We start from the raw sequence: 24,957 nt of genomic DNA, 5'->3' as shown, positions 1-24,957 counted from the left end.
TTACTCTAGTACGGGCATGGAAGCAGGCCCTGACCTGTTCGATTGCCCGACATACTGAAATTGAGACTAGCACATGGTGTGAAGCCTGCCCGTAAATCCCTACCATTACAGAGAGGAAATGAAACCCGTCAGGAGCAGTGACATAATCGGAACCATTCACGACAGCTTCTGTCCTAACATCCCGGTTTGCGGAATCCCGACTATGAATCAAGACGATCCCAACGCTGAACGTTATATTGCCATTGCCCGAGCCTGCCTGAAGGCCATCAATGACACAGCAGCAGACTCCGGCACCAGAGAACAGAAAATCCAGGCCGTTTACCACGCCATAGATCACGCCTTTCAGGCCGAATTCGCAGACTACCGCCAGTCGGTGGCCGTGATGGGCACGGTACTTGAGCGCATCGCCTCGGGGCAGCTTGACGCAGACGCCGCTGCCAGCCTGGCGAAAAAAACGCTGGATCAACAACCGGAAAGCACCCGCAACGAACTGATTCACTGAATCATTCATCGAAAAGAGAGGCTCTATGCGTCCAGGCATTCGTCGATTTGCCAATGGTTTCCCCGGCCTTAAGAAAAGCTTTGCGCTGACACTCCTTCTGGCCTTCAGCTCGGTGGTACTGGCCAATACGTCGCCCATCAAAAGCCCGAATGACGACAACGAATACCGCTATGTCCAGCTGGAGAACGAACTCAGGGTGCTGCTGATTTCCTCCCCGGAGTCCGGCAAGGCGGCGGCCTCGATGAACGTCGCCGTGGGCAGCGGTGATGACCCGGCAGACCGGGAGGGCCTCTCACACTTTCTTGAACACATGCTGTTCCTGGGCACTGAAAAATACCCGGACCCCGGCGAGTACCAGCAGTTCATCAAAAGCCACGGTGGCAGCCACAACGCCTTTACGGCCTTCCAGGACACCAACTATTTCTTCGATGTGCAGGCAGAGCACCTGGAAGATGCCCTCGACCGCTTCGCGGAACAGTTCTCCGCTCCTCTATTCACGCCGGAGCTGGTGGACCGCGAACGCCGGGCGGTGCACTCCGAGTTCAGTTCCAAGCAGAAAGACGACGGCCGCCGCTTCTACTCGGTGAAAAAAGCCATCAGCAACCCCGAACATGCCTTCCATCAGTTTGCGGTGGGGAACCTCACCACCCTGGAGAATACCGAAGAACGTCCCCTGCGGCCCGACCTGATCGAATTCTGGAAGCAACACTACTCGTCCAACCTGATGACACTGGCCGTCTATGGCCCGCAATCCCTGGATGAACTCGAAGCCATGGTGCGGGCGCGGTTCGACCGGATTGAAAACCGCAACCTGACGGCGGAAGTCCACAACGAGCCACTGTTCAGCCCGAACACACTGCCTGCCAGGGTGACAGTGGATGCCCTCAAGGACATCCGAAGCCTGACGCTGACGTTCCCGATTCCTTCGCAAGAGGAAAACTATCGCGACAAACCCGCCAACTACGTCGCCAGCCTGCTGGGCCATGAAGGACCCGGAAGCCTGTTCGACGTACTGAAGCGGGCCGGACTTGTGGAAAGCCTCTCTGCGGGTGGCGGGATGGATACCGGCGAAGAAGCCACGCTGGAACTGAATATGTCGCTGACGCCGCAGGGGCTGGAAGAACAGGAGAAAATCCTCGAACTCACCTTTGCCTACATCGCCAAAATACGTAATGACGGCATCGCACGTCAGCGCTTCGAAGAAATGAAACAACTGGCGCAGATTGATTTCCGGTTCCGGGAGAAAAACCAGCCGGTCCAGGAAGTCATGCACCTGTCACGGCAAATGCGGCACGTGGCGCCGGAAGACGTCCTGCGGGCGCCCTGGATGATGGAAGACTATTCACCGGATCAGTACCGGGCCATCCTGGCCCAGCTGACGCCAGATAATGTACTCGTATCGGTGCTTGAGCCAGAGCCGGAAATCGAGACCCCCAGCCTGACTCAGTGGTACGACACGGCCTTCAAAATCAGACCGTTTGAGACCTCGGTCGTTCGGACTGCGGGCGGTAACCCGCTGGCTTCCAGCCTTGCACTGCCCCTGGAGAACCCGTTTATCCCCGAAGAACTGGGGATGATCTCCGGGCCGACCATGGACGAGCCGGTTTCCATGGGAAGCATCAGCGGCATGGACGTGTGGTATGCGCGGGATACCCGTTTCGAAACACCCAAAGCCAATGTCTACCTCAGCCTGCGCACACCGGCAACCCGGGCATCGGCCCGCAGCAATGTTCTTTCCACATTACTGGTGGACGCCATCAACACGAATGTGAATGCCTGGGCCTACCCGGCCCAGCTGGCAGGGCTGGATTACAGCATTTACCCGCATCTTCGTGGCATAACCATCCGGGTTGGCGGTTATAGCGACAAGCTGCACACCCTTATGGCGCGTCTGTTAACCCAGGTAGCGGACCCGAATCTGACCGAGCAACGCTTCAATATTGCCCGCCAGAACATGATCGACCGGTTGCAGAACCAGGCCAAGGAACGCCCGGTTCAGCAGACATCCGAATTCATCCAGACCCTGCTGATCGAAGGCGCCTGGGGCACGGAAGAAAAACTCCGGGCGGCGCGGGAAGTGACGCTGGATGAACTCAGATCCTTTGCCGACGCATTCCTGGCGCAGGTGGACCCGGTACTGCTCGCCCACGGCAACATGAGCCATGCCTCTGCACTGAACATCACCAAACGGATTCACGCCATGGTGCTGGATGAGAGTGAGCTGGTAACCGTAAAACGAAGCCAGGTACGCTCTTTGCCTCCGGAAGAAACGTCGTTGCCGCTGGAGGTAGACCACCCGGATACCGGTTACACCCTTTATGTGCAGGGCGAGAATACCAGCTTTGAAGAACGGGCCGCCTTCCGCCTGCTGGGCCAGATTATCAGCAGCCCGTTCTACGAAGAACTTCGCACCAACCGCCAGCTTGGCTACATCGTATACGCCACGCCCTTCGAGATGCTGGAAACCCCTGCACTTGGCTTTGTAGTGCAGTCTCCGGAAGCCAGCAGCGAGGAAATTGACCAGGCAGTGCGGGAATTCTCGCAAACGTTCAAAGGGACTCTGTCAGAAATGACTGAACAGGACCTGAACCGGGAGAAACAGGCCGTAATCAGCAAGTTGATGGAACAGGACCGGCGCCTCGGCGAGATATCAGAGCGTTACTGGCGCGAGATTGACCGGAGTGAAACCGACTTTGACTCGCGGGAGCGGTTGGCAAAAGCCATTAACAACGTAAGCCGTGAAACCCTGATCGAAATCCTGGAGGCCCAGGTAATTGAGCGGCAGAAAGCCCTGCGCGTGTTTACCGTTGACGATGCCCCGAAAAATACCACCGCCATCGAACAACTGATGCAACGCCCCACCGTACCGGAAGCCTGAGGCAGGTCAGCCTGAAGACTGGCCAATGAACCGACGCCAGTCTTCAGGCTCATCCACATCCCATTTTTCAGGAAGCAGCGCGAACGTTAATCCGGCCTGTCTGAGTCGCTCGCACGTCTGCTCAAGGGCATTTTCGGTACCCCAGGCCACATCGGCCAGCATGCCAGGCACCGTCATTCGGGCACCGATCAACACATAGCCGCCATCGTCCGACGGCCCCAGCGCCACATCGACTTCGTCCAGCGCAGCCACCGCCAGGCGAACATGTTCGGCATCCACCGAGGGGCAATCACTACCCACAATCACTGCCTTCCTCACCCTCTGAAGACCGCTTTCCAGTGCCAGGGCCATACGTTCGCCCAGAACATTACCCTGCTGCCAGGCGCAGCCCACCCCATGGTGTTCAAGCCGATCAATGATGGGAGAGGCAGCGTCAGGAACCGTATCCAACGGCCTGTCCCATAAAAACAGGACCTCGTAACCACTGGCTACCAGATTCTCAAGAACGGCAAGGCTGAGCCGCACATGGGCATTCATCGCCCCTTCCGCGCCAAGTTCCGGCATCAGGCGGGTTTTGACCCGGCCAGCCTCCGGCCACTTGGCAAACTGCATGACCAGAACCGAATCCGGATCAACTATCTGCATGTCGTACATCCGCCCGATAGGCTGCTGCCAGCGACTCCGAGGATTCTCCCCGCCAGTACCGCCAACGCAGCCTCCACATCAGTAAAATGGTGCGCCAGGCACCCTCCTGCTCCCATCGTCGACTGTCCGTTGTGACTGGATCGCTGATGCAATAAGGCCGTGAAAGGCTGCACAGCCGCTTGCTCAGTTCCACGTCTTCCATCAGCGGAATTGGCGCAAACCCCTGCAGCGCCCGGAACACCGAGGTGCGAACAAACATCGCCTGATCCCCCGTGGCGATTCCGGTCAGCCGGCTGCGCCGGTTCATGAACCAGGCCACCACCCGGAAAACAGCCCGCTGGCCGCTGAGCCGCACATCAAAACGCCCCCATTGTTGCTGGCTACTAAAGAAGTGCTGGAGGTGATCAATCGCAGTATCCGGCAACGCCGTATCAGCATGCAAAAACAGCAGGACATTACCTCGCGCCGCATCTGCCCCCGCATTCATCTGCAGGGCCCGCCCTTTGCCTCCGGTGAGTACCTGCTCGCACCAGGGAGCCGCCAGCTCTGCTGTTCCATCGTCACTACCGCCGTCCACCACAATAACTTCATGGCCCCCCTCGCGCACTGGCTGCAGGGAGCGGAGAAAAGATTGAATGGAGGCGGCCTCGCGCCATACAGGCACAATAACACTCAGCAAAAGCGATTCAGACAAAACACCTCCCGGAATAAAAGACGAATCCGCAACACACCTTGAGCCGCAGGCTTCAGGCCGCTATCATACCGCCCTTCTTGCAGAGATGCCCCCGTAGCTCATCTGGATAGAGCGTCCCCCTCCTAAGGGGAAGGTAGCAGGTTCGAGTCCTGCCGGGGGTACCAGTTACCCTTCCATCAAGATCCACCAACCTCCACAACCTACCGTTTTTAAACACTTTTTACCTCATTCTTAGTCCATGAACATCCATTGACATCCATGCTCAGCCACAACCTTTGGGGGTACATCTGGGGGTGCAAACTGAAATGCACCCCGCTATAGTAAGTTTTATACCCCCAACCGCTGCAGGATACCCCCAATGGCGACGGACAAGCTGACCGACAGACAGATCAAATCTGCCAGCTTCGAAAAGTATGGCAAGCGCACCAAGCTCTCGGACGGTGCAGGCATGTACCTGGATATCCAGCCGTCAGGCAAGTATTGGCGCATGAAGTACCGGTTCGGCGGCAAAGAAAAAACGTTGGCTCTGGGGGTATACCCGGACGTTCCACTAAAGCTCGCCCGGCAGAGGCGCTCTGAGGCACGAGCATTAATCGCTGACGGCGTAGACCCCAATGAGATCAAAAAGCAGGAAAAAGCCACTGAGCAGGAGAAAAGCGACACCTTCAAGGTTGTTGCGGAAGAATGGCTGAAGCTGAAAAAAGGAGAGCTCTCCGAAGGCACCTTGAGAGTAGCCCGCAGAAGACTGGAGACCTGGGCCTACCCAAAACTAGGTCACCTGCCCATCGCAGACATCAAGCCTGCCAAGATTCTGGAAACGCTTCGCGAAATCGAGAACCAGGGCAAACACGAAACAGCGCACCGCATACGCCAGCGCATTGGTGAGATCTACAGGTACGCCGTCGCAGAAGGGCGAGCTGAAACAGATCCGACTTCCACACTGAAAGGCCTATTGAAGACGGCACCTACGCAGCACAGAGCTGCTATAACCTCCGAAGCAGAATTGGGGGCACTATTACGGGCCATCGACGCCTACAGTGGCCACGCATCGACCAGAGCGGCACTGAAGCTCGCTCCGATGCTGTTTCTGAGACCCGGTGAACTCAGGAACGCTGAGTGGGCAGAGATCGACCTGGAGTCGAGCACTTGGGTCGTGCCAGGTAAACGCATGAAAGGCACTCAGAAGGCAAAACGGGCCGGCTTAGTGCCGGACCACATTGTCCCCCTGCCCAAACAAGCGGTTTCTGTCCTGAAGGAGCTCCAGGCGATCACCGGCCACCAGCACCTGGTTTTCGAGTCTGTGAAATCGGGCCGTCCGCTCTCAGACAACACCATCAACGTTGCCCTGAGGTCTATGGGCTTTGATGGCTCTACGATGGTCGGGCACGGCTTTCGCGCAACAGCTTCGACACTGCTACATGAGCAGGGTTGGCCACCGGAAGTCATTGAGCTGCAGCTTGCGCACAAGCAGCGCAATCAGGTGGCCGCTGCTTACAATCGCTCCGCTCGCCTGAAGGAAAGAAAACAAATGATGAAGGCTTGGGCCGATTACTTAACTAAAATCAGAGCACGTCAATAGCTCCCAGCCAATCATTTTTATCCAATGTCAATTTTTTCACGCAAGGCCTTACTTACGAGCCTATCTATGACTTCCCCTCGTGTTTTCAAACCATACTCTTCTCTCAATTTCTCGATCCCCTCCTTTGTACTTTCCGCAACCAAGACATTAGATTGAACCTTTCCTTTGCTTTTGACTCTGCCCCGAGCCCGCCACTTACGTTTTAGATCATTCAAATACAACTTTTTAATCTCTTGATCCCAGTCTGACTGATCTAACAAGCACTTAAATTTGAGAAACTCTTGTTTAGTGTTGGTAGGATAATTTAATCTGCCAGCAATATACTTCGGCAAACTAGACCCCGCTGCATGAGCCAATAACCACGAACTCTGCTCATCGTCCTTCTCGTCAAACCAATCGAAGATACGATCAGGGAGGGCATAATTAGACCAGCCCTCTATGCATTCTCTCAAATCCGCCTTCTTGTTTCCTAATGGCTTGTTGCTACAATCTAAAATTGCTAAAAACAAGCTCCAGTCATCAAGAAAAGAGCTTGCCACAGCATCACTAAAGTCAAAGCCAAACTTAGACTTCAGGGAATAAATAAGCCAACTTACAAAACGACTATTTCGTTTATCAATAAACCTAAGATCGTCATCCTTCACCATCGAAACCATCTTAGCCTCGATTATTGCGTAATTAAACAAAGACCCCCTATCCTTCCGCAAATAACGGCCCATATCAGCAGTTAAGCCATCAATATCAGCAGCGTAATTAAGACTAGGCTCGTAACCATGCTTTGTCTTTAGGTGCTGCCAAAGCCAAACAATATCCCTCTCGTTAAAATTCCGAAAAGGCCTAGGTAGATACTGACCGAACTTAAGGTTATCCGTCATGTACTGCTCCCCCCAATCTAAACTTTATCTGGGTCGGTTAGCGGCATAATAGCCATTTTTTAGTCTTGCACTATGCGTAGTCTAGAATTTTTCTAGAGCATATCTAGATTACACTACTCGTAGTTCATTTTCAGAATTTTAGGCTTTTCGCGCCGAATAGGTCGCCTTTTCGATGGAATTTAGCACTGCCGGTGGTGGTTCGAGAGGGTTTAGCCTAAGAGACTAGGCTGACAAGAGCTCTGACGTTGTTGTCAGCGGGCAGACCCCAGACTTTAGACGAGCAACCCAAGGCACTATTCGAGCCGTCCAGCTCTATGCCGCAACGTCGTTTCCATAAATTTCTACTGACCTCCCTGGATCTTCTGAGACAAACCGTTCAGGAGATTGCCATGAGAATACTCAGACTCAGAAACGTAATGGAAAAGACTGGCCTCGCACGCTCGACTATCTACAAATACATCGACGCTGGTACGTTCCCCAAGCCCATTGACCTGGGGGGGCGATCAGTCGGTTGGGTAGATTCAGAAATAGATGGTTGGATTGCAGATAAGATCCAAGAAAGGGATGCAATCAGCTGAATGACAGCCAAATATTGCCTCCCTCATTTTTGCAGACCGAATATTCCAAGATTATTTAGTCGCGACCTATAAAAAGACTAGCCTTCTGACTCAACACCTCGGCAAGCCTATGTAGGTTTTAAATACTATTAGCTATTCACTGAGGGAATTAAATAAATAATAGATCTAAATACATGGAATTAATAAGAGGTAATAAAAATGAACTTTGACACGATATCACCACAAGAATGCATATCGAACCTGCCTCTCACTAAAGAGGGCAGGTTCAATAAAATGGAACTTATACCAGGTCATGGTTTCTTTATAACCAAATATCTCCAGAGAATCGATGAGACCATTAGCGATTTCTTATTGACCCATCCTCACTCAATAGCAGTTCGAATAGACCTTCGCCTACCGAAACACTATAACTGGGAATCCCCCACAGGCCGCCCATTATTCAGCAAATTCATTGATTCACTAAAAGCACGAATACAAGCCTACGGCTACTCTTTGACACGCCAGGGCAAACGGTTCCACCCCACTAATGTTGGATTCATATGGTGCCGAGAGTTCAATACAAACAATCATCCGCATTATCACTGCATTCTGCTGTTCAATAAGCAAACATTCCGAGGCCTTGGCCAATTAGGAATGGATAGCACCGGTTTATACGGGATGATAAGCAAGGCCTGGTGCAGCTCCTTGAGCTGCACTCAGGTAGAGGGTGACGGGCTCATCTACGTGCCGGGAAACCACCTTTACCACATTCGCCGAGGCGAGCCCTACGATGAGCTGTTTAAGCGCGCCAGTTACCTGGCAAAACAAAGGAGCAAGATGTGGGGATTGGCAAGCCACAACTTCGGGACGAGCAGGCGCGCATCAGCGAAGTTGAGTTGGTCAGTAAGACGCGGACTATGAAGAAACGGAATCAGCCGGCTGCGTGCAGCCGGCTTCCAGGTATCAGCAGGGTTCTACATCGGTCTATGAACCAGAAATCTTTTCGACCAGTTTCTCGACATATCGATCATCCTCCTCTCTGAAGAGGATATTCCAACTTTCCATAATCTCTCTTGTCACAGCCTGACCGGCAGCATCCCTCCACTGACTCACAAGCTGAGACGAGTGTGTCTCCGAGATCAGGAACGCATGCAGCTCGATTCCGGCATTTTCCGGACGCTGCTTACGAAGATCTGATTCAATGTCCTTGATGGTCTCATGGAAGCGAACTTTGGGATCGTCCGGTTTGTGGTGACGCAGGCCTTTCGGATCAACGAAGACGACTTTCTGGGACTGGCCTTTCACCAGCCAAAGGATGAAGTCCGGATAGAAGCCACCATCAACGAATACTCCCACGGCTCCCTGGCCGGTCTGGTTGCGCAGTAGGTAAACCTCGTAGCCTTCAAAAGCCCCAGTCTTAGTTGCCACCTGGATGTCGCGAACGAAATCGGCCTCCCCTTTATTAAGAGATACCGGAGTCACCTGAAAATCTAGACCCTGGGTGGATGCAAGTAGCGGCTGATAGAAATGCGGCTCGCACCAGATAAACTCCAGACCCTCTGCGATCTTGCCATCCCAAACGTCCACCTCGCCGTTAGCAATGCTATCCCTCAAATTCGAGAGTTGTTTGATCAGCGACTGATGGCGTACCCGGTCAAGAGTGACCATGTAGCTGCCCTCTGGTGTGGCATCACTCACGCCCGGGAGGTACTTCCGATTTTCCGTAATAGGCCTGTACTCAAGCTTGTCTGCCTCCCACTGCTTGCGGCGGAAACCATAGAACAACTCACAGTACTTTCTAAGGAGGGATATCGCCATGTCATGCCACAGTGACATCTTATCCAGTCGACCGAGCTCCATCGCCTCGTCTGGGGCATAGAGCCGGTACCAGTCGTACCGGCTATCAGTCAGGAGTTTTTCTACTACTTCCGGGGTGATGGTCAGGTTTGACCACCGCTTGTCTCGTTTGAACGCCAGCAGCTCGAAATAAAGGCGTTGCATATCGAGCAGCGCAATATGAGTCGGCTTTAAACGCTGAATTTTGGCACCGGTGTTCTGAACGCCCTTCTTGTCGGTTGCGAACAGTCCAACCTGGGGATAGAAATCCAGGCTTACCCTCGGCGGATTGCAGAAGTAATCGATCTCAGTTTGCTTCAAATCGTCCGGAGCCTTCAGAACTACCTGTTCGGCGAGCTCCTGAAAAGCCGTACCGGAACCGCCAATGGCCTTATTGGCGATGCTTTCCTTTACTCGCACAACATGAAGGTCCTTGCGCAGGTCCTTCATCGGCTTCAGCGGAAGCACGAATTCTTCAAGGCCCTCGTTAACTGGGATCTCTTCGTCTTCCAGCTCTTTCCGGAATTGCGCGATGTAATCGGCCTTCACCCCAAAGATGTTCAGGGTCTCCATGACACCAATGTGCTCAGGCCGCTCAATACCAGCTTCTTTCAAGCCGGTTGCCAGCTCGGCTGAGCGCTTAAGTGTTGTTTTCCAGCCTTTCAGGCGCACGCCACGACCGAACAGCTGGATGATCTGGGCACCCTCATTCTTACCGACGTTCATCAACGTCATGTTGGAAACGCGCCAACTGCTCCAGCCCTCGGTGAACTTCTTCGAGCCCAACAGCAGATTGACTGGTGAACTGTCGGTGTTGATGCCATGGAACAGGCTTTCGCTAAAGCGAGAATCCTGAGTGAACAGGTCGTGCTTCTCGCAGAGTTTGACCAGCTTTGCATCATCCCCCACGTTGATGACACCGAACGGGGTGTCTGACGTGCCAGCCCGAAGCGCGATCTCACCAGGGATGCCGGTGATATTTTCGATGTGGAGTCGACCGCCACTACTATTAAATACCCTGTCCAGTAGATCCTGGTACAGCGCATCCCCGCCTTCACCCAGTTCTTTCAGATAATTGAACCGCCCATGCAACAGATCGGTACCACCCTTGGCAACCATGCCGCGCTTCAGCAGGTAATCGATCGCGGCGACCGTTTCTTCCTGCTTGTGCAATACCTGGTCGATAAATGCCAGCACCTGAACGGTGTCTGAAGCTTCGCCGCTGGACAGCGTTGCCGTTACCTTAGAGCTTACAAACACCCATAGGGGCTTCTCCAGGTTGAAGGGCTTGAAGCTGGCCTTTTGCTCTTCGAACAACCGTAGTTGCTGGTAGTAACTCAGTAACGAGGCAACCAGATATCGGAATTCATCCTGGGCATTGGGATTTGCTTGCAGATTCAGAATCTGAGACTGCTTACCGTAGCCATCCCCATAAAAATGTCGGTAGGAGTAATCGAACAGAATGGCCTTGGTATACGTCTGCCGTAGGTTCTCGTGTTTGGAGCCTGACTGGGCAAACGTAGCGGAGTATTCGAAGGAGAAACCCAGCGAACACAATTTTTGCCGATAGTCGTACCAGCTGCCACCACCACTGGCCGTTCCCCGATGGCCCTCATCCACCAACAGCAGGTTGCGGGAGCCGAAGGAGTCGACCGCAACCGTCTTCTTCTTCTCACTATCGCGGAGCTTGTTAATGTCGATGACAATCACATCTTGAGCGAACAGGTCGCCACCACGGGCAGAGAACTCACTGGCCCTGATTCCGGACTTGTCCAGGTCACGCAGGTGTTGCTGGGTAAGCCCCTCGTTGGGGGTCAGTAGAATAATCTTGTTGATATCCCCGGCTTTTCCATACCGCTGCAGGTAGAAGCGATACTGCAGAATGTTCGCGTGCATGATCAGGGTTTTACCGGAGCCCGTCGCGCTCCAATAGGCCACCATGTTGAGCTGCGGCCACAGATCATCCTCCGGGTTCAGTAAATCCAGCGGTTTGTGATTAAAGCCCTGATCCACAACCCAGTGATCATTCCAACGCTCAATCTGTTCGTTGAGCGCCTCCAGCAACTCATCCGGTTTGGTGAACAGGTAGTCCAGGTAGATCTCGGTGAACAGCAGCATCAAGTACTGGAAATACTTCCATTCAATCGGCTCCTCACCGGAGGCGAGGCGTGCGTTATTGATGGTATCTGTCAGCTGCTTAATGCGGCGGTCGTACTCCAGCAGTTGCTCATCGCTCAGCTTGGCATGTTCGTTGAGGTTTTCCCGCATTCTCTGAATCAGCAGGTGCTCCCCCTCGGCATTGCGGCCGCTGGTTTCACCGATCAGCTGGAAACGATCGCGAAACGCCTCAAGCGTTGGCGCTTCCCGATTTCCCACATCAAACTGACCACTGAGCGAGTCGAAGCCGAATAGGGAGAACAACCACTGGTTGAGCACCAGGTGGTGGCGGAATGGCAACGTCTGCTTGCTGCCCTTGGCGGATTTCCTTGCTGCCATGATATTCCCCTTAGTGAACCGCTTCGGTGTCAGCGAACATCAGCCGATGGAAAGCTTCCTCAATCAGCTGGATACGCGCCTGCTCCATGGGTTCACCCTTTCGGGACCGGGGAATACTAATGTTGTGATCACCGTTCACGTACAACACATCGATTTCGTCGTCTTGGCTCTCGGTCAGACGAATAGAGAGCTTCTCGATCAGTACTGCATCCAGCACGGCATTGTCCTTCTGGATACCATCGGCCTCGCCATCAATGACCGAGGGAAGGTTTCTCCATACCACCAGCACCTGTTGCCCTGTCCGGTTCGTGCCGTAGACGGTTCGGAACCACCACTTGCCGGTTTCACTGTGCTTAACCTTCGCCTGCCAACGGCCATAGTTACCTTGGTTCAGCTCAGCCTCGAAGTGGATTGGTGCAGCAATATGCTCTACTTCCAAGCCCAAGAGGTAGTTGAACGTCTCAAGGAGATCGACGTTTACTGATTTCGTCTCATCACCGCCTGCAGACCGAACATCAAGTTTATATTCTGTCGGCTCAACAAACTTCCGTGCATTCAGAAGAGATCGAGACTCTCTCGTCTCTACCTCTAGCATGTAATTTAAAATATAGGATTCTCGAGCCGAATCGATTGAATCACCGTCTTCAGCACCGAATAGCTGACCATGCATACCAGACCGCGAGAGCTCAAGATTACCTAATGCATCTTCGTAGCTTTCTAGCCTCAAAGTTTTGATGACATGGCTCACACCTGTGTACTTAATAGGCGACCCTGCGCGCCAGTCCTGAGAATAAACAGCCTTCATTACTCTTGGCTTGAGGACAGTGTCGAAATACGCCCCCATCTCTACAAGGATATATTTTCTTTTCCCGTTATCTGCCTTATTTAACTTTATAACTGCGTGGGCAGTGCTTCCCGATCCACCGAAACAGTCTAAAATGATGCTATTTTCCTTTGCCGCCTGAAGTATAAATCGTGATACAAAATCTGCATGCTTAGGAGCAAGAAACATACCAGACCTCCCAAACATAGCAGACGTTTGCTTCTCGCCATCTGAATAGTCTGAAAATATACTTTTAGATATATTTGATTCTACCTCATGCAAATATCGCTTGAGCTGGGGAATTTTAGACTCATCATATCCCCATGATATTCTTCCATCAGCATCCAATGTTTTAAATGTCTTCCGATCTGATCCTTCAGCTCGATCATATGGAAACTTCCAACCACTCTTTGGATGGGGGCACGTCTTTCCGGTAGCTGGATGAACCGGGTTGTAATACCTATAGTTCAGATGAGCCGGATCACGAGTGCTATCAGCCTGCTTAGTCGCCGGCATAGATATATTATCTTCGCGCCATACCAAAAGCTTGGCACCGACCTCTTTCGCAAGGCTCTCATCCACTATCTTTCCGTCGGCATCTCGATATTCCATTTTGTTGTAGTTATAAATTCCTTTCCAAGGGTCATTGCTCTTTTCAGCATCCCAATCGTAACCTTCTTCTTCCAATTGCTCTCTCAGCTCTTTTTTATGCTTCCTAAATAAATTTTGAAGCTCCTTTTGTGCATCAGAAATGCGAGGGTAGCTTGGGTTTATCTCACCAACCAACAACATTATTTCTTCGTAACCAGGCTTTGGCTCCCTGAACATAGAAAAGTCTTGCTCAGCCTTGACTCGATCTTTAGCGTACACCAACACATATTCGTGGTTCGTTGAATAGTTAGGGGCCTGACTATTATTAGTGTTCATTGCCCATATCAATTCTTCTACTTTATTATCCTCACCGAAGACGGCATCCATTACGTGCTCTAAAACAGTCCTTTCCGCTTTATCTATACTTACAAATATAGCGCCATCGCGAGGCAATAGATGGCTCAAACGTTCAATTCGATCATTCATAAGGGTTGCCCACGCAGAATGACGGTAGTCATTCTTGTATGGGATAGAGCTGCTAGCTGTATTGTAAGGTGGGTCAATATAGACACACTTCACTTTTGATTTGTAACTTTCCTGAATAAGATTAAGTGCTTGAAAGTTCTCAGAATGAATGAGAAGACCATCGCAGGACTTATCTAGTTCCTCTAGTCCAGCCAAGATATCTGCTTTAAAAGAGCACTCAAAAAACGAGGTATCAAGCATCATGTACCGAAACTCTGGTTTATCGAGCACAGCTACCCAGCCTTCGGCGTCCCGTATTCTTTTAATCTCTTCGATATCTACTTTGTATAGCCATTCCCATTCCTGTAGCTGCCTATCGTTCGTTAGAACCTTATCCAGTAGCTCTGTTCGCCCCTGAAAGTAATCCAATGTGAGGCAGTAATCTGTCTGTGTTACAAACTTCTTTTTTAACCACAGCTTCTTCTGAAAGTTCTCGAGCTGCGAAAGAAACGCAATGAGTTTTTCTCCTAGAGAACGAATCACTTCAATCTTACTTATCAGGGGCGCGAGTCTCGCCGTATCGTTTTTCAATGAGGCGATATCATTCCAATCCAGCAACTCATTCTTAATGTAAAAATCGAGCTCCCGAGTCAAGAACCCGCCAAGATCCTTATGGATGAAATAATCGAACAGATTCTTCTTGGTGTAATTGTTCAGTTGTCCTGCCAGCATTGAATAATCAGCCTGCTTACCATCAGCCTTACGGTAGGACTTTGCCAGCGCACTCTTCCAATACTCCGGCACATCCGAGGCCGCTCCCAAAAGCCTTTCTTCAGCAATCGCTCGGAGCGCATCTTGTGTCGGCGGTTTCTTCTGGGCTGCAGCTGTCGCCTTTTTCTTCTCGCCTTCTGTCCAGTCGCTTTCCGTTGCCGGCCGAAACACGAACCGACATTGCAGTTCGGTGTGCTGGTCACCGCACTCGGTTGGTTCACCGGTGATCAGCTCAAACGGGTGCTCTGCGTCCAGCACGAAAACTCGACGACTATCACCGGATTCTTTGTTGTTGTCTTTTGCACCGGCTTCCGCATCCACCAGCTTGAAATGAACCCGCATGGGATCTTCGCCAGGGCCAGCATCCGGGTTCAGGCGGAAGCTGTAATCCCGCAAGGTTTCGCTGCTTTTGATGTAATACTGGTCTTTGTTGGCCCAATGCAGCACCACTTCTTCCCCCTGGTAGGGAATCGCGTAGGTGCCGTCTTTGTATACCCGGCGCGACAGGAAGTCGCCTTCGTTGTAGTAACGACTAAAGAAGGTGACCAATGCGTCGTATACTTCGCCTTCTTCCCGCGCGAGATCAAATCCACCCTGTAGTTGCTGCTTGAGCTCCTGCACCTTGGGAATCGCGTCCGGGTCCATCCCCAGGCCTTTCGCGCTCTTGATGTGCTCTTCCAGCTCGGCTTCAAGCTGTGCCTGATCCTGGCTGGCGTATTGGCTAAATGCTTCCTGCGTGATTCTCGGCAGGTCCTGATCAATAAACCGATTAATGTCGTCTTTACGGGCATGCATAATGCGATAGAGCCCGAAATCCAGTTCTGGCTGATTCAGCTGGAACATTTCGCGCAAAAGGTCGGCAAATTTCTGTCGACGTTGCTGGGCTTTTAACTGCTGTGTCGCGTTACTCATGGTATTCCCTGTTTAAAAATCGAACTTGGCAGGTCAGAAATGCTGAGGATTCTCCCACAAATAGCTGGAAGATTGTTAATCGAACTGACAGCTAAAGATCAGGCTAGGCGCCATCGAATTCGAAACAGGTGATGGGTGCTACTGCTCTGATGCATCTGGCGCTCCAGCGCATCAATTAAGGCATCCCTGCGGGCTTCTATCTCGTCTTCCACATCGAATATTTCCTGTCGCTGCCGGCGCTGCAACTTACTGAGACGCTTGATCTCTTCTTGAGCATGCTTCTGATCTTCAACGCTTTCTGCCAGGCGGGACTGGCGCTTTGCTTCCTTGATCTGAGCTTTTGTGTCCTCGAGCTTTTGCTCTGCACTCAACAATTGATCATCCGCCCAGGCTTCGAGCTTGGTCCGCTCACGCTGGAAGTATTCGTTGTTCTCGTCGAGCAATCGGCTGAGCCGGGCATCCAGTTGCCTGGTAACGGTTTCACTTAGCTGCCGCCCCGGTTGCTGAACGGGGCCGTCAGCGTCATTGCTCAGCACCTCACCCTGCAGCCGGAAAAAGAGTTCGCATTGCTCTTCATCAAGCAGCTGTCCGGCATCCGTGACTGCGGTAAAAACCAGGTGCTCTTCGCGCTGAAAGCTTTGCAGCTCAAGCAAATTCAGTTCAAGCCAGCCGGATTTTTCCGGAAGATTCTGGAGTGCGGAAAGTTTCGCCTCGTGGCCAGACAGATTGAACACCATTTCCGTTACCGGCGTTTCCAACCTGCGGCCAGTGTCCAAAACATACTCACCGAGGGGGTGGCTTAACCGGTATAGGTGGGCGTGCTCTGACGGTTTCTCGCCCTTTCGGATCAGCTCATATGCACCGGTGGCCACCTTGGTTAACGGACTTTCGTTCAACTCAAATGCCAGGCGGTTCTCATCAAAGGTTGCGAAGGGGGCAAGTTGATGCCTGGTGAGCTGCCAGAAGAGGCGACTTACCCGGTCGAGCTGCTGCTCTGCTCTTTCGCGCTGGATCTTCAGCAAGTCATGGATTTGGGCATCGAAATGCTCCAGAAGCTTTTCCTGAGTCTCTTGCATTCGCCGGTTAATGCTTTCTTCGAGCTCCTTTTGAAGATCATTGAAGGCCTGTTCGATTTCGGCCTGAGACCGGCAAGTGTCGTAAATGGCCGCTATGCGCTTCTCGAAGTCGACACCGGACTCGATTCGGCCCAGCACTTCGTCTGACGCACCAAACAGGCCATCAAACAAGTGAAACTTCTCACTGAGCAGTTCAAGAACTCGCCGATCTGCTTCATTCTTTTGGTTGAGGAAGTTGATGACGACGACATCAAATTTCTGACCGTAGCGATGGCAGCGCCCGATGCGCTGCTCTACTCGCTGAGGGTTCCAGGGCAAATCATAATTGACGACAAGGCTGCAGAACTGAAGGTTCACGCCCTCTGCTGCGGCTTCGGTGGCAATGAGTATTTCTGCATCGTCCCTGAAGTGATCGATAATCGCTGTGCGCCGGTCAACTGCAGGGCTACCGGTAACCTGATCAGAACCTACGTTACGCGTGAGCCAGCGCTTGTAAATCGCCTGCGTAGTGCTGGAATTATTGGTACCACTGAATGTGGCGACCTTACCAAGGTAGCCATGCCGTTCCAGGTACTTGAGCAGATAATCCTGAGTTCGCCGGCTTTCGGTGAAGATGACGGCCTTACGCTCCGCGCCCATCTCCGTCATGTGGCTGAAGCCCTGCTCCAGCGCATTCAGCAGAGCTGCAGATTTAGCGTCTTCAGTGATTCTGTGTGCCAGATCCAGATACTGTTCCAGTTCAGCAATCTCTCCACGGAGGCGGTCCAGCTGTATGGGCTCATCCGGTTGCTCAACCTGGTATTCGCCCTCCCCGTCAGCGGCTTCATCAAGGAGGTCCTCTTCTACATCCTCACTACCGATCAGTTTTTCCAGCCAGTTGTCTTCATCTTCTTGAGTTTGCTCCAGCCTTTTCAACCGATCGATCATCGTCTCAAGCGTATTGATAATGGCACTTGTGGAGGATGCCAGCAGTTTCCTGACCACCAAAGTGACCAGGTGGCGCTGCCGCTGGGGGACGCCGTAACTGTTCTCACGCTGCAGGTAGGCAGACACAAGATGATAAAGCCGAAGTTCATCTTCCGATGGAGCAAAGGGAATCGTGATGGCACGTCGTTGTGTGTAGCGGATGTACTCCAGAACCTGTTTACGCAAGGTCCGTTTGGTGAACTCCTGAAGCCGTTCTTTCAGTCCTTCCAGGTCTTCTCCACCGCGCAGATATTGGCGACGGAAACTGAGCGCATCACCAAACAGTTGGCTGTCGATGACCGTCGAAAGGCCGTACAGCTCCATCAGGGAATTCTGTAGTGGCGTTGCCGTCAGCAGCAGCTTATTGCAAGCGCCGAAGGCTTCTTTGATAGCCTGGCCAGTACGATGACTTTCCCGGTGGGCGTTACGGAGTTTGTGGGCTTCGTCGAATACCACCAGATCCCACGGTGTAAGCCGTAGTTTCTCCGACATTCTCGCGGCAAAATTGTAAGAAATGACGTTAACACCGGGCTGGTCGAACGGGTCTGCCACACCCTGCTTACGCAACTCCTTATAGGTTCGGGCATCCAGAACCTGCGAGGGCAGATGAAATTTCTCTGCCAGCTCGTTTGCCCACTGCTTACGCAAAGCCGCAGGACAGACGACGATCAGTCTTCGTCTACGTTCTGCCCAGTACTGTGCCAGCACCAGGGCAGCCTCAATGGTTTTACCCAGGCCGACCTCGTCCGCCAGGATCACACCTTTTACCAAGGGGTTCTGCAAAGCGAAGAGCGCTGCATCGATCTGGTGGGGGTTCAGGTCGACTGAGGCATCGAATAGCGACTGGGTCAGACGACCAACGTCACCACCACGACGCTGCCTGGTGAGTTCGTAGGCAAAATACTTGGCGTGGTAGTCCGTTATAGGCATGGAGTACTTCCTTTTTTTGAGGAGCAAGCGGTTTCAACTGTACTGGCTAAAGGCAAGAATCAAACTCACTACTAGGAGCAACCTACGTTACCCCCCTGACTTCAAACTTGCTGCGTATTTGTCAAAAGCTAAAATCATAGCGTTCTCGTGCTCTTGAGCGAAGGTATCGCTCCAGGTCTCGTGCCTGTAGATCACGCTCATCTTCAGCGAATCCACTGTCGATTTGTTGTTGTTAATGAACCTTTGCCGTTTTTCGTTGAAAGGCAGGTTGCTGTATTCGGAATTCAAGCTTCGAGAGACAAGCGCTAAATTGCCGAAGCGATGCCGCATTTTCTCCACGCGATCGTCGTCCTGCTTTACTGGATTTTGGGGAGAAATATGCTCAACAGAGTTCTTGGCTGTGAAACGAAAGTCACGCCATCCAGCATTTTCGTTCCGATACAGATACCAAAGAACAAATTCCAGTTTATAGAACCAGTAGTGCCGAAATCCGACGCCATGTTCCTTCCTGAGCTCCTGCTCGTGGTTCAAGTCATGGCGTGACCAAGGCTTGTCCAGAAACGTTTTTGTCCGCTCAATCAGACTTCCCTCTATGGTTGATCCAAGAAGGTGGGTGTCGAGGTGCCGGAGGTATTCATAATAATTCTCTGCTTCTTGCGGGCCTTTATGGATAAAGTTCAGCAGGGGCGTGATCCAGTAGTGAGTCGTGATTTCCTGCGAGTGATAAAGCATGCTCTGGAGCAAGCCGAATCCTTGTTGCTTCTCGCTTTCCCGACCACGACTCAAACTAAGCGCTCCGTCGCTTTTACTTAAACTGAGCGGGCTGATCATGTGGATTTCTTCATCACCACGGTCGACCCACTTGATGAAATGCTTGTCAAAAAGGTAGCGCAGCTCCCAGAGCAACTTGATGAAGGAGCGACAGCGTTCCGCCTGCTCGATCTCCTTCCCGTCATAAAAAAAATGCGTTTCAAACAGCTGCAGGAGCTCCCGATCCAAAATGCGCGGAAGATCCGGGCGGCCCTCACGGATCAGCCAGATACGAAGAGCATGTTGCAAAAACATTGGGAAGCCGACGATGCTTCGCATCCATGTCGTTCCCTCCTGGGGCTCTCCTTTATCCTTATTATCTAACTCCCCACACTCTTCATGAGAAATCAAAATCTCGTCCAGCCCGAGAGCATCGGCCGCCCCCTGATCTTGGACGGTAGCATTGAGCCGTTTGAGTACCGCCACAGCCTTAGCCAGGGGCTCGGCATCACGAACCATCGCCTCCGCGTCGCAGAGCTGCGCGACATCCTTAGCGCTTAGCGCGGAGTTGGCCGCCAATCCGCGCTCCACAAACTCTCCCATGTCGGCGCAACTGTCCCATAAAATGGCATAAGCCTGCCGCTCCTGGTCTGAGAGGGCGTCCAACATCCGAGCCTTGAGAATCTCGTGGTGCTGGAGTTGCACTCCACGATTGTTGATCACCTCGAACAGCTTGTTCAAATCGGTCTCGGTGGGAACCACGGTAAAGACCAGCTTAACTTTCTCGAAAACAAACCGACTGAGGCCCGCCAAATGCTCGTCCAAGCTGACACCATGGGGAAGACCTCGGCGCTTGAAGAGCGCCTCCATGGTTGCAACAGCCTCTCGCATCTTGTGGGTTTCCCTCGCCGTTTCTGTCTCCGCATCATGCCCGGTTAGAACCAAAGATTTCAGGTAACGATTGACCGTCGGACGGATGGCAAAGCCCAGACGCAGAAGATTCTCTCCACCCTCTTTGACTGTCAAAAAGGGCTCAAGCGCCCGGCGCCAGACATGACAAAGCATCCACAGGGTGGTGAAGCGTTGCTGCCCGTCGATCAGTTCAAACTTCCGTCCATGATTAGATGGCTGTTCGACTACCAGAGTCCCCCCCAGGAAAAACAAGTCTTCATCCCGCTCATAGGCGTTGACGAGATCATCAAGCAGGGTTTTCACCTCGTCACTTCCCCACACGTAGAGGCGCTGATAGATGGGCACATTGAAAGTCCAGGATTCTTCCTTCTCAACGATTTCTGCCAGGCTGATAAGTTGCGAATCATACGCCATGGCCGGCCTCCTCCTGATCCATGCTGACCAAGTGCTCTATCCATCCTGCTTTCCCCTTCAGGCTTAGGGATGGCATCTTGAAATAGCGCAATACTGCCTGCTTGTAGCGCCCCTGCACGCCTTTTCCGGTTTCGATCTGCTCGTCAGCGTAGATCCTGTCATGACGATGGTGTCGCTTCAGATGCCCTATGACTTGATCTGGAAGATAGGCCCCAGCAATAACGTCAAGCAGGTTGAGCGCATCATCGCGAAAAAAATTCTTTGCCGCTTCGTAACGCACCTGCTGTTTCTCCAGTCGGATCGCTCCAAGCGCGTGTTCATACCAGAGTGCAAACTCCCACAGCTGCTCCTCGCCAAATTGATCCGCATACATCAGCGCCCCGAGAACGAAAATTTCCCGAAGATAAACTGAGTTCGCCCTCATGAGGTCGGTGTGGATTCTCCGAAAACAGACCCGCTGCGAAGAAGAGGTTTCGTCCACCAGCATCCATTGCAACAAGGCACCATACTTTTCCGCATAGAGGAAAAAACCGATCCCTTTGTGCACTGGCTGACGAATAGCAAAAGGCAGGTCGGCCGCCTGTGCACTCAAGGTGATGGGGTGAGTCTGGATTTCCCGTTGTCCGGCCTCACCCAGCCGTAGATGGGTGCCCAGGCGATTCTGACGGGAACGGTAGAGCGGAATGCCATCTTCCGGGCCGGTCAGCGGCCAGGTATCCTTTTGGAAAGCCTCCATTAGTGCGTCATGGCCACCAGGTCGCAGTTGCTTGCCGGTCCAACACCTTGCCCGCCACAGAAACAGGTTGAACAGGCGCGGAGCGGAGTCCTTGACCTCTACCTCCGGGCCGAGCGCAGTGCGGCTTTGCTGGACTTGCTCCCAGCCGCTGGCACACAGCGTTTGCAGTCGTTCTCTCGCTTCACCCTCTACTGCACGCAAGTGATAGGCCTTGAGCAAATCGGTCGCATGCAAGGGCACACCCCGATTGTTCTGCGTGTCAAAGAAGGTAAAGGCCAGATCTACCCGATCGACTTCGATAATGGTGAACCGAATCCGTTTAAAGATCTCTTTGCCGGGTTTTCGCAGCTGTTGAAAGGTTTTTGCCGCCGAGCGAATGCGGCGCGCCGATCGCGAAGAGTACGTCATGGCAAACTGTTCCGGCAGGGAACCGGTTAGCTGACGATACAGGATGGTCAGAGCAGTCAACCGTTGCTGTCCGTCGATAATAAAGCGCTTGCCCTTCGCCGGACTGCGGTGAACCAGCACCGTGCCTACGTAATAAGGTGGAGCCTCCTCACCCAGTTCCTCGTACGCCACCAGGTCCTCCGCAAGCTGCGTTACCTTCTCCAGGTCCCACACAAAGCCGCGCTGGTATGTGTCGACTGCCACCGGCAAAGAAGACTCACCAAAGAACTCGACGAAACTTCGCACGCTTACCGTAACGGGACCAGACTCAGGCACTGGCAACGCTTCCTTCGGGGCGCTTTCGAAAGCTCTCACGCCATGCTTTCAGTGACTCGATATCGGCTCGCAACTCATCTGCCTCTGGAATAAAGACCGGCACCTCCGACGACTGACTATGCTCATAGCAGGAATACTTGGTCATCATGTCATCAATAAACTGACAATCTTCATGGCTAATCAACGGCAACGGGGCTAACCGATTGTCCGTCGTGACACTGCGGCGATGGCGCCTCACAACTTGATTCAGAAGATCGTCTTCAACAGTCCGCTCCAGCAATTTTCGGAAGTCACTACATATACCTTGAGCTAGGCCCCTGTAGGCTTCAGCTCCTGAGGCTTCACCTACCTTCCTAGCGTCATCGAGCCGTTGCAATAGGATGTTGTTGGCTTTCTTGGTATTGGCATTCCATACCGCTTGATCTGCCGGATGTCCTGCAGTGCCAGAAAAGGATTCGATACAAAGCTGCTGCAAATGGTCATTTTTCCAAGCATCACCAACCTTTTTGGCAGCATCTTCCATCGCTCCGTATAGCGATAGCCGATGTGTAAACACAAGCACTTGCCGCGTTTGCGCCAACTGAGCCAACCGAACTGCCACATGCCATTCGTAATCATGATCCAGTGAAGAAATAGGATCATCGAAGACAAAGGGGGCAGTGTGAGGCTGCTCTGCGACATCCGCGAGAAACGCTGCCAACCCCACAACCCGACGCTCACCTTCGCTTAATACCGACTCCGGTAAGTCTCGGCCGGTTTGCGCCCCCTTCAGCCGAAGCTTATGGAGCGATTTCCCCCTTGTCGTGCGCGATTTGTAAAGCTCAACCTTTATCCGGGAGGCGCCCAATGCTTTTAATTCGCGATTAAAACGATCCACGAACATCTGAGTAATAACCTGCTCACCAATTTCCGCCGCTTTACGCGAAATACCTTGGGAATTCGTTGAACGCTTCCACTTTTCGTAGAGCGCCACTTTGCGAAGGCGTTCAAGTTCGGCACGAACCGCTGCAGCCTGCTGCGCGGTCCACTTTCGAGCTTCTAGGTTCAACTTTTCTTTGGTGGCTTGGGCACGATCAAAGTGTTTCGCGTCTTCATCGTGCTGTGCGGCTTCACGTTCAAGCAATTGAATCCGATTGCTCAGTTCTTCAATGATATCGGTCGGCCATTCCAGGGGTTCTGCATTGCTTTTCGCCTCGTGGTCCAAAAGAACAGCACGCGTTTTGACGATCTTACGCCACGATTCCATGAGCCGTGTTTCCCATGGACCGTCGCTCAACCCGGCCGCTTGGCATGCTGTTGCACACTGTTCCTCTGTCAGCCCCGAGGGCAGGGCCGCCAAAGCCTGCCGATAGGATTCTTCCGCTACCTTAGCTTCGGTCTCCAAACGGCCTTGCACGAAACTTTCAAAATCCAGTAACCGCCGCTGCGCTTCCTCCCCCAGTTCTTGATGACACAAGACGCATCGTGCATCGTCTGTAACGGGGTACTGTTGCCCAGGATAGGGGGTTTGGGAATAAACTCGTGCAGCTTCCCATAATGCACGCCAAGTGTCCGTGCCGACGCCTTCCAACTCGGCAGACTTTACCTTAGCTGCCTCTCTCGCCATACGACGTTTATTGATCGCTTCACTTCTGAACGACCGAATCGAATCGAGGCGGTCTTTGCCGAGTGCAGCCATCACAGCTTTGAGCTTCGCCACGAGTTGCTCGAGTTGCTGTTTAGTATTTCGTTTGCTGCGAGCTAACTGTCCTGGATCTGCTGTTTTTAAACGCTCGTCCAATTGATCCAGGGTTCGCTGGTCGCGGGATGCCCATTGGATGATGGGTTCTATATCTACCTCGGTCATGGTCGACTTCAACCCGCGATAATCAGTGCCCGCCTGCGTTGCCGCATATTCGTTAGGCAACCGTGGCAACGCACTAAACAGGGCTTCCTGCTCAGATTGAAGTCTCTCCTTGATGCGGTTACATACACTGGCCAGCTCCTCAAAAAGAGCAACGGAAGGAGGCGTGTAGGTGGCTGCTGTTTCCTCAGTGAGATAGGCAACGGCAGTTTCGGCGTCGAAAATATCTACAGACCGAAGGGCATCAATCGGAGCGCTATTCGCTGGCCAATCCAGAGCGCTTGCTATCCCGCTTTCAGAATAGCTAACCTTACAATGGCGCTCAGCAGGCGGCGCTTCAAACACATTGGGCTTAAGGTCTTTTGCCTGTGGTTTTCCGCAAACTTTCGTTAGCAGGCGCGTGTAACCGGATTTGCCTGACCCGTTATGCCCATAGATCACACAAAGGTTCCCCTTACCGAAGTTCAGAGGCTGCCTGGGTGCCAGATTTTCAATTCCGCTAATGTCGCCAATCTCAGTGAGTCGCAACTCCCCGGTAGCGGCTGCATGAGTGGTCAGGCCATCGAATTGGCGGTGGTTCGTAACCTCCTGTCCCTCAGAGGTTTTTAGATAAGCAACCAACTCGTCGAGCTTCGCGTCGGATAGACATCCATCAGTTAGCAGTGTCTCGGTTGCTTGCTGTAGCCAGTCTTGCTGACCATGGAGCCACTCGATAGTTGTTTCATCCACATCAGGCACAGACTGCGTCCTCCTTGTATTGCTTTCAAAGTCGTTTCCGATCAGTCTGATACCCAGTTTACGCTGACATGTACTGAAAATGTAACCATCCTCTCAAATGGTGGACAACCTCACCGCATTTGAATTCACACATGGTCAAACTACCACCGCAATCTACTTATTTACGGTAAACACCACGGTATCCAGCTTGATCTCTGGGCTCTCACTATTTGAAACAAAAAATAAATTCACCAGTACTCCGACGA

14 protein-coding genes and 1 tRNA gene are annotated in these 24,957 nt (G+C 52.5%); 6 read left to right on the top strand and 9 right to left on the bottom strand.

What is annotated here, in order from left to right:
• Positions 1-202: 202 nt before the first annotated feature.
• A complete protein-coding gene (locus ABJM11_RS04290) occupies positions 203-502 on the top strand; it encodes a hypothetical protein (RefSeq protein WP_348293038.1) in 300 nt (99 codons plus the stop codon).
• Positions 503-527: 25 nt separating this feature from the next.
• Positions 528-3,380 (top strand): insulinase family protein, encoded by a 2,853-nt coding sequence (locus ABJM11_RS04285; protein WP_348293037.1) that lies wholly within the window; start codon positions 528-530, stop codon positions 3,378-3,380.
• A 6-nt stretch (positions 3,381-3,386) separates the two neighbouring features.
• Here ABJM11_RS04285 and ABJM11_RS04280 read toward each other — a convergent pair whose 3' ends face one another.
• Complete coding sequence (locus tag ABJM11_RS04280) at positions 3,387-4,025, bottom strand: TIGR04282 family arsenosugar biosynthesis glycosyltransferase (RefSeq protein WP_348293036.1); 639 nt, start codon at positions 4,023-4,025, stop codon at positions 3,387-3,389.
• Positions 4,012-4,719 (bottom strand): TIGR04283 family arsenosugar biosynthesis glycosyltransferase, encoded by a 708-nt coding sequence (locus tag ABJM11_RS04275; protein ID WP_348293034.1) that lies wholly within the window; start codon positions 4,717-4,719, stop codon positions 4,012-4,014. Before ABJM11_RS04275 ends, ABJM11_RS04280 begins: the two co-directional genes overlap by 14 nt.
• Positions 4,720-4,806: 87 nt before the next feature.
• On the opposite strand from ABJM11_RS04275, the gene ABJM11_RS04270 reads away from it, so the two are divergent.
• Positions 4,807-4,883: transfer RNA gene (locus ABJM11_RS04270), tRNA-Arg, on the top strand.
• Positions 4,884-5,077: 194 nt separating this feature from the next.
• Positions 5,078-6,298 carry a phage integrase central domain-containing protein gene (locus tag ABJM11_RS04265; RefSeq protein ID WP_348293033.1) on the top strand — a complete coding sequence of 407 codons (1,221 nt, stop codon included), beginning with the start codon at positions 5,078-5,080 and terminating at the stop codon, positions 6,296-6,298.
• 17 nt (positions 6,299-6,315) lie between these two features.
• Here ABJM11_RS04265 and ABJM11_RS04260 read toward each other — a convergent pair whose 3' ends face one another.
• A complete protein-coding gene (locus tag ABJM11_RS04260) occupies positions 6,316-7,173 on the bottom strand; it encodes a hypothetical protein (protein ID WP_348293031.1) in 858 nt (285 codons plus the stop codon).
• A 389-nt stretch (positions 7,174-7,562) separates the two neighbouring features.
• On the opposite strand from ABJM11_RS04260, the gene ABJM11_RS04255 reads away from it, so the two are divergent.
• A complete protein-coding gene (locus ABJM11_RS04255) occupies positions 7,563-7,751 on the top strand; it encodes an AlpA family transcriptional regulator (protein ID WP_348293029.1) in 189 nt (62 codons plus the stop codon).
• A 198-nt stretch (positions 7,752-7,949) separates the two neighbouring features.
• Positions 7,950-8,651, top strand: coding sequence for an inovirus Gp2 family protein (locus ABJM11_RS22455; protein ID WP_407069957.1), 702 nt, complete (start codon positions 7,950-7,952; stop codon positions 8,649-8,651).
• 63 nt (positions 8,652-8,714) lie between these two features.
• Here ABJM11_RS22455 and ABJM11_RS04250 read toward each other — a convergent pair whose 3' ends face one another.
• From ABJM11_RS04250 to ABJM11_RS04225, 6 genes are all read right to left on the bottom strand, one after another.
• The gene (locus ABJM11_RS04250) at positions 8,715-12,062 is read right to left on the bottom strand and encodes a DEAD/DEAH box helicase family protein (RefSeq protein ID WP_348293027.1); all 3,348 of its coding nucleotides are present in this window, start codon (positions 12,060-12,062) and stop codon (positions 8,715-8,717) included.
• Positions 12,063-12,072: 10 nt separating this feature from the next.
• Positions 12,073-15,624: a site-specific DNA-methyltransferase gene (locus ABJM11_RS04245; protein WP_348293025.1), complete on the bottom strand. Its 3,552-nt coding sequence runs from the start codon at positions 15,622-15,624 to the stop codon at positions 12,073-12,075.
• A 98-nt stretch (positions 15,625-15,722) separates the two neighbouring features.
• A complete protein-coding gene (locus ABJM11_RS04240) occupies positions 15,723-18,596 on the bottom strand; it encodes an SNF2-related protein (RefSeq protein ID WP_348293023.1) in 2,874 nt (957 codons plus the stop codon).
• An 87-nt stretch (positions 18,597-18,683) separates the two neighbouring features.
• Entirely contained in the window at positions 18,684-20,672 is a 1,989-nt protein-coding gene (locus tag ABJM11_RS04235; RefSeq protein ID WP_213476831.1) for a DUF262 domain-containing protein, read from the bottom strand.
• On the bottom strand, positions 20,662-22,131 hold the full coding sequence (locus ABJM11_RS04230; RefSeq protein ID WP_213476830.1) for a DUF262 domain-containing protein: 1,470 nt from the start codon (positions 22,129-22,131) through the stop codon (positions 20,662-20,664). Before ABJM11_RS04230 ends, ABJM11_RS04235 begins: the two co-directional genes overlap by 11 nt.
• Complete coding sequence (locus tag ABJM11_RS04225; RefSeq protein WP_348293020.1) at positions 22,124-24,712, bottom strand: AAA family ATPase; 2,589 nt, start codon at positions 24,710-24,712, stop codon at positions 22,124-22,126. The genes ABJM11_RS04230 and ABJM11_RS04225 overlap by 8 nt, the downstream gene beginning before the upstream one ends.
• Positions 24,713-24,957 lie beyond the last annotated feature (245 nt).

The organism is Marinobacter sp., assembly GCF_039977835.1.
Taxonomy (GTDB): domain Bacteria; phylum Pseudomonadota; class Gammaproteobacteria; order Pseudomonadales; family Oleiphilaceae; genus Marinobacter.
Note: the sequence above shows the minus strand (reverse complement) of the source record. Positions and strands in the feature narration are given on the sequence as shown.

What these genes read in the sequence shown, in the direction of transcription:
- ABJM11_RS04290 (WP_348293038.1), top strand. Translation starts at nt 203, where the DNA reads ATGAATCAAGACGATCCCAACGCTGAACGTTATATTGCCATTGCCCGA.
- ABJM11_RS04285 (WP_348293037.1), top strand. Translation starts at nt 528, where the DNA reads ATGCGTCCAGGCATTCGTCGATTTGCCAATGGTTTCCCCGGCCTTAAG.
- ABJM11_RS04280 (WP_348293036.1), bottom strand. Translation starts at nt 4,025, where the DNA reads ATGCAGATAGTTGATCCGGATTCGGTTCTGGTCATGCAGTTTGCCAAG.
- ABJM11_RS04265 (WP_348293033.1), top strand. Translation starts at nt 5,078, where the DNA reads ATGGCGACGGACAAGCTGACCGACAGACAGATCAAATCTGCCAGCTTC.
- ABJM11_RS04260 (WP_348293031.1), bottom strand. Translation starts at nt 7,173, where the DNA reads ATGACGGATAACCTTAAGTTCGGTCAGTATCTACCTAGGCCTTTTCGG.
- ABJM11_RS04255 (WP_348293029.1), top strand. Translation starts at nt 7,563, where the DNA reads ATGAGAATACTCAGACTCAGAAACGTAATGGAAAAGACTGGCCTCGCA.
- ABJM11_RS22455 (WP_407069957.1), top strand. Translation starts at nt 7,950, where the DNA reads ATGAACTTTGACACGATATCACCACAAGAATGCATATCGAACCTGCCT.
- ABJM11_RS04250 (WP_348293027.1), bottom strand. Translation starts at nt 12,062, where the DNA reads ATGGCAGCAAGGAAATCCGCCAAGGGCAGCAAGCAGACGTTGCCATTC.
- ABJM11_RS04245 (WP_348293025.1), bottom strand. Translation starts at nt 15,624, where the DNA reads ATGAGTAACGCGACACAGCAGTTAAAAGCCCAGCAACGTCGACAGAAA.
- ABJM11_RS04240 (WP_348293023.1), bottom strand. Translation starts at nt 18,596, where the DNA reads ATGCCTATAACGGACTACCACGCCAAGTATTTTGCCTACGAACTCACC.
- ABJM11_RS04235 (WP_213476831.1), bottom strand. Translation starts at nt 20,672, where the DNA reads ATGGCGTATGATTCGCAACTTATCAGCCTGGCAGAAATCGTTGAGAAG.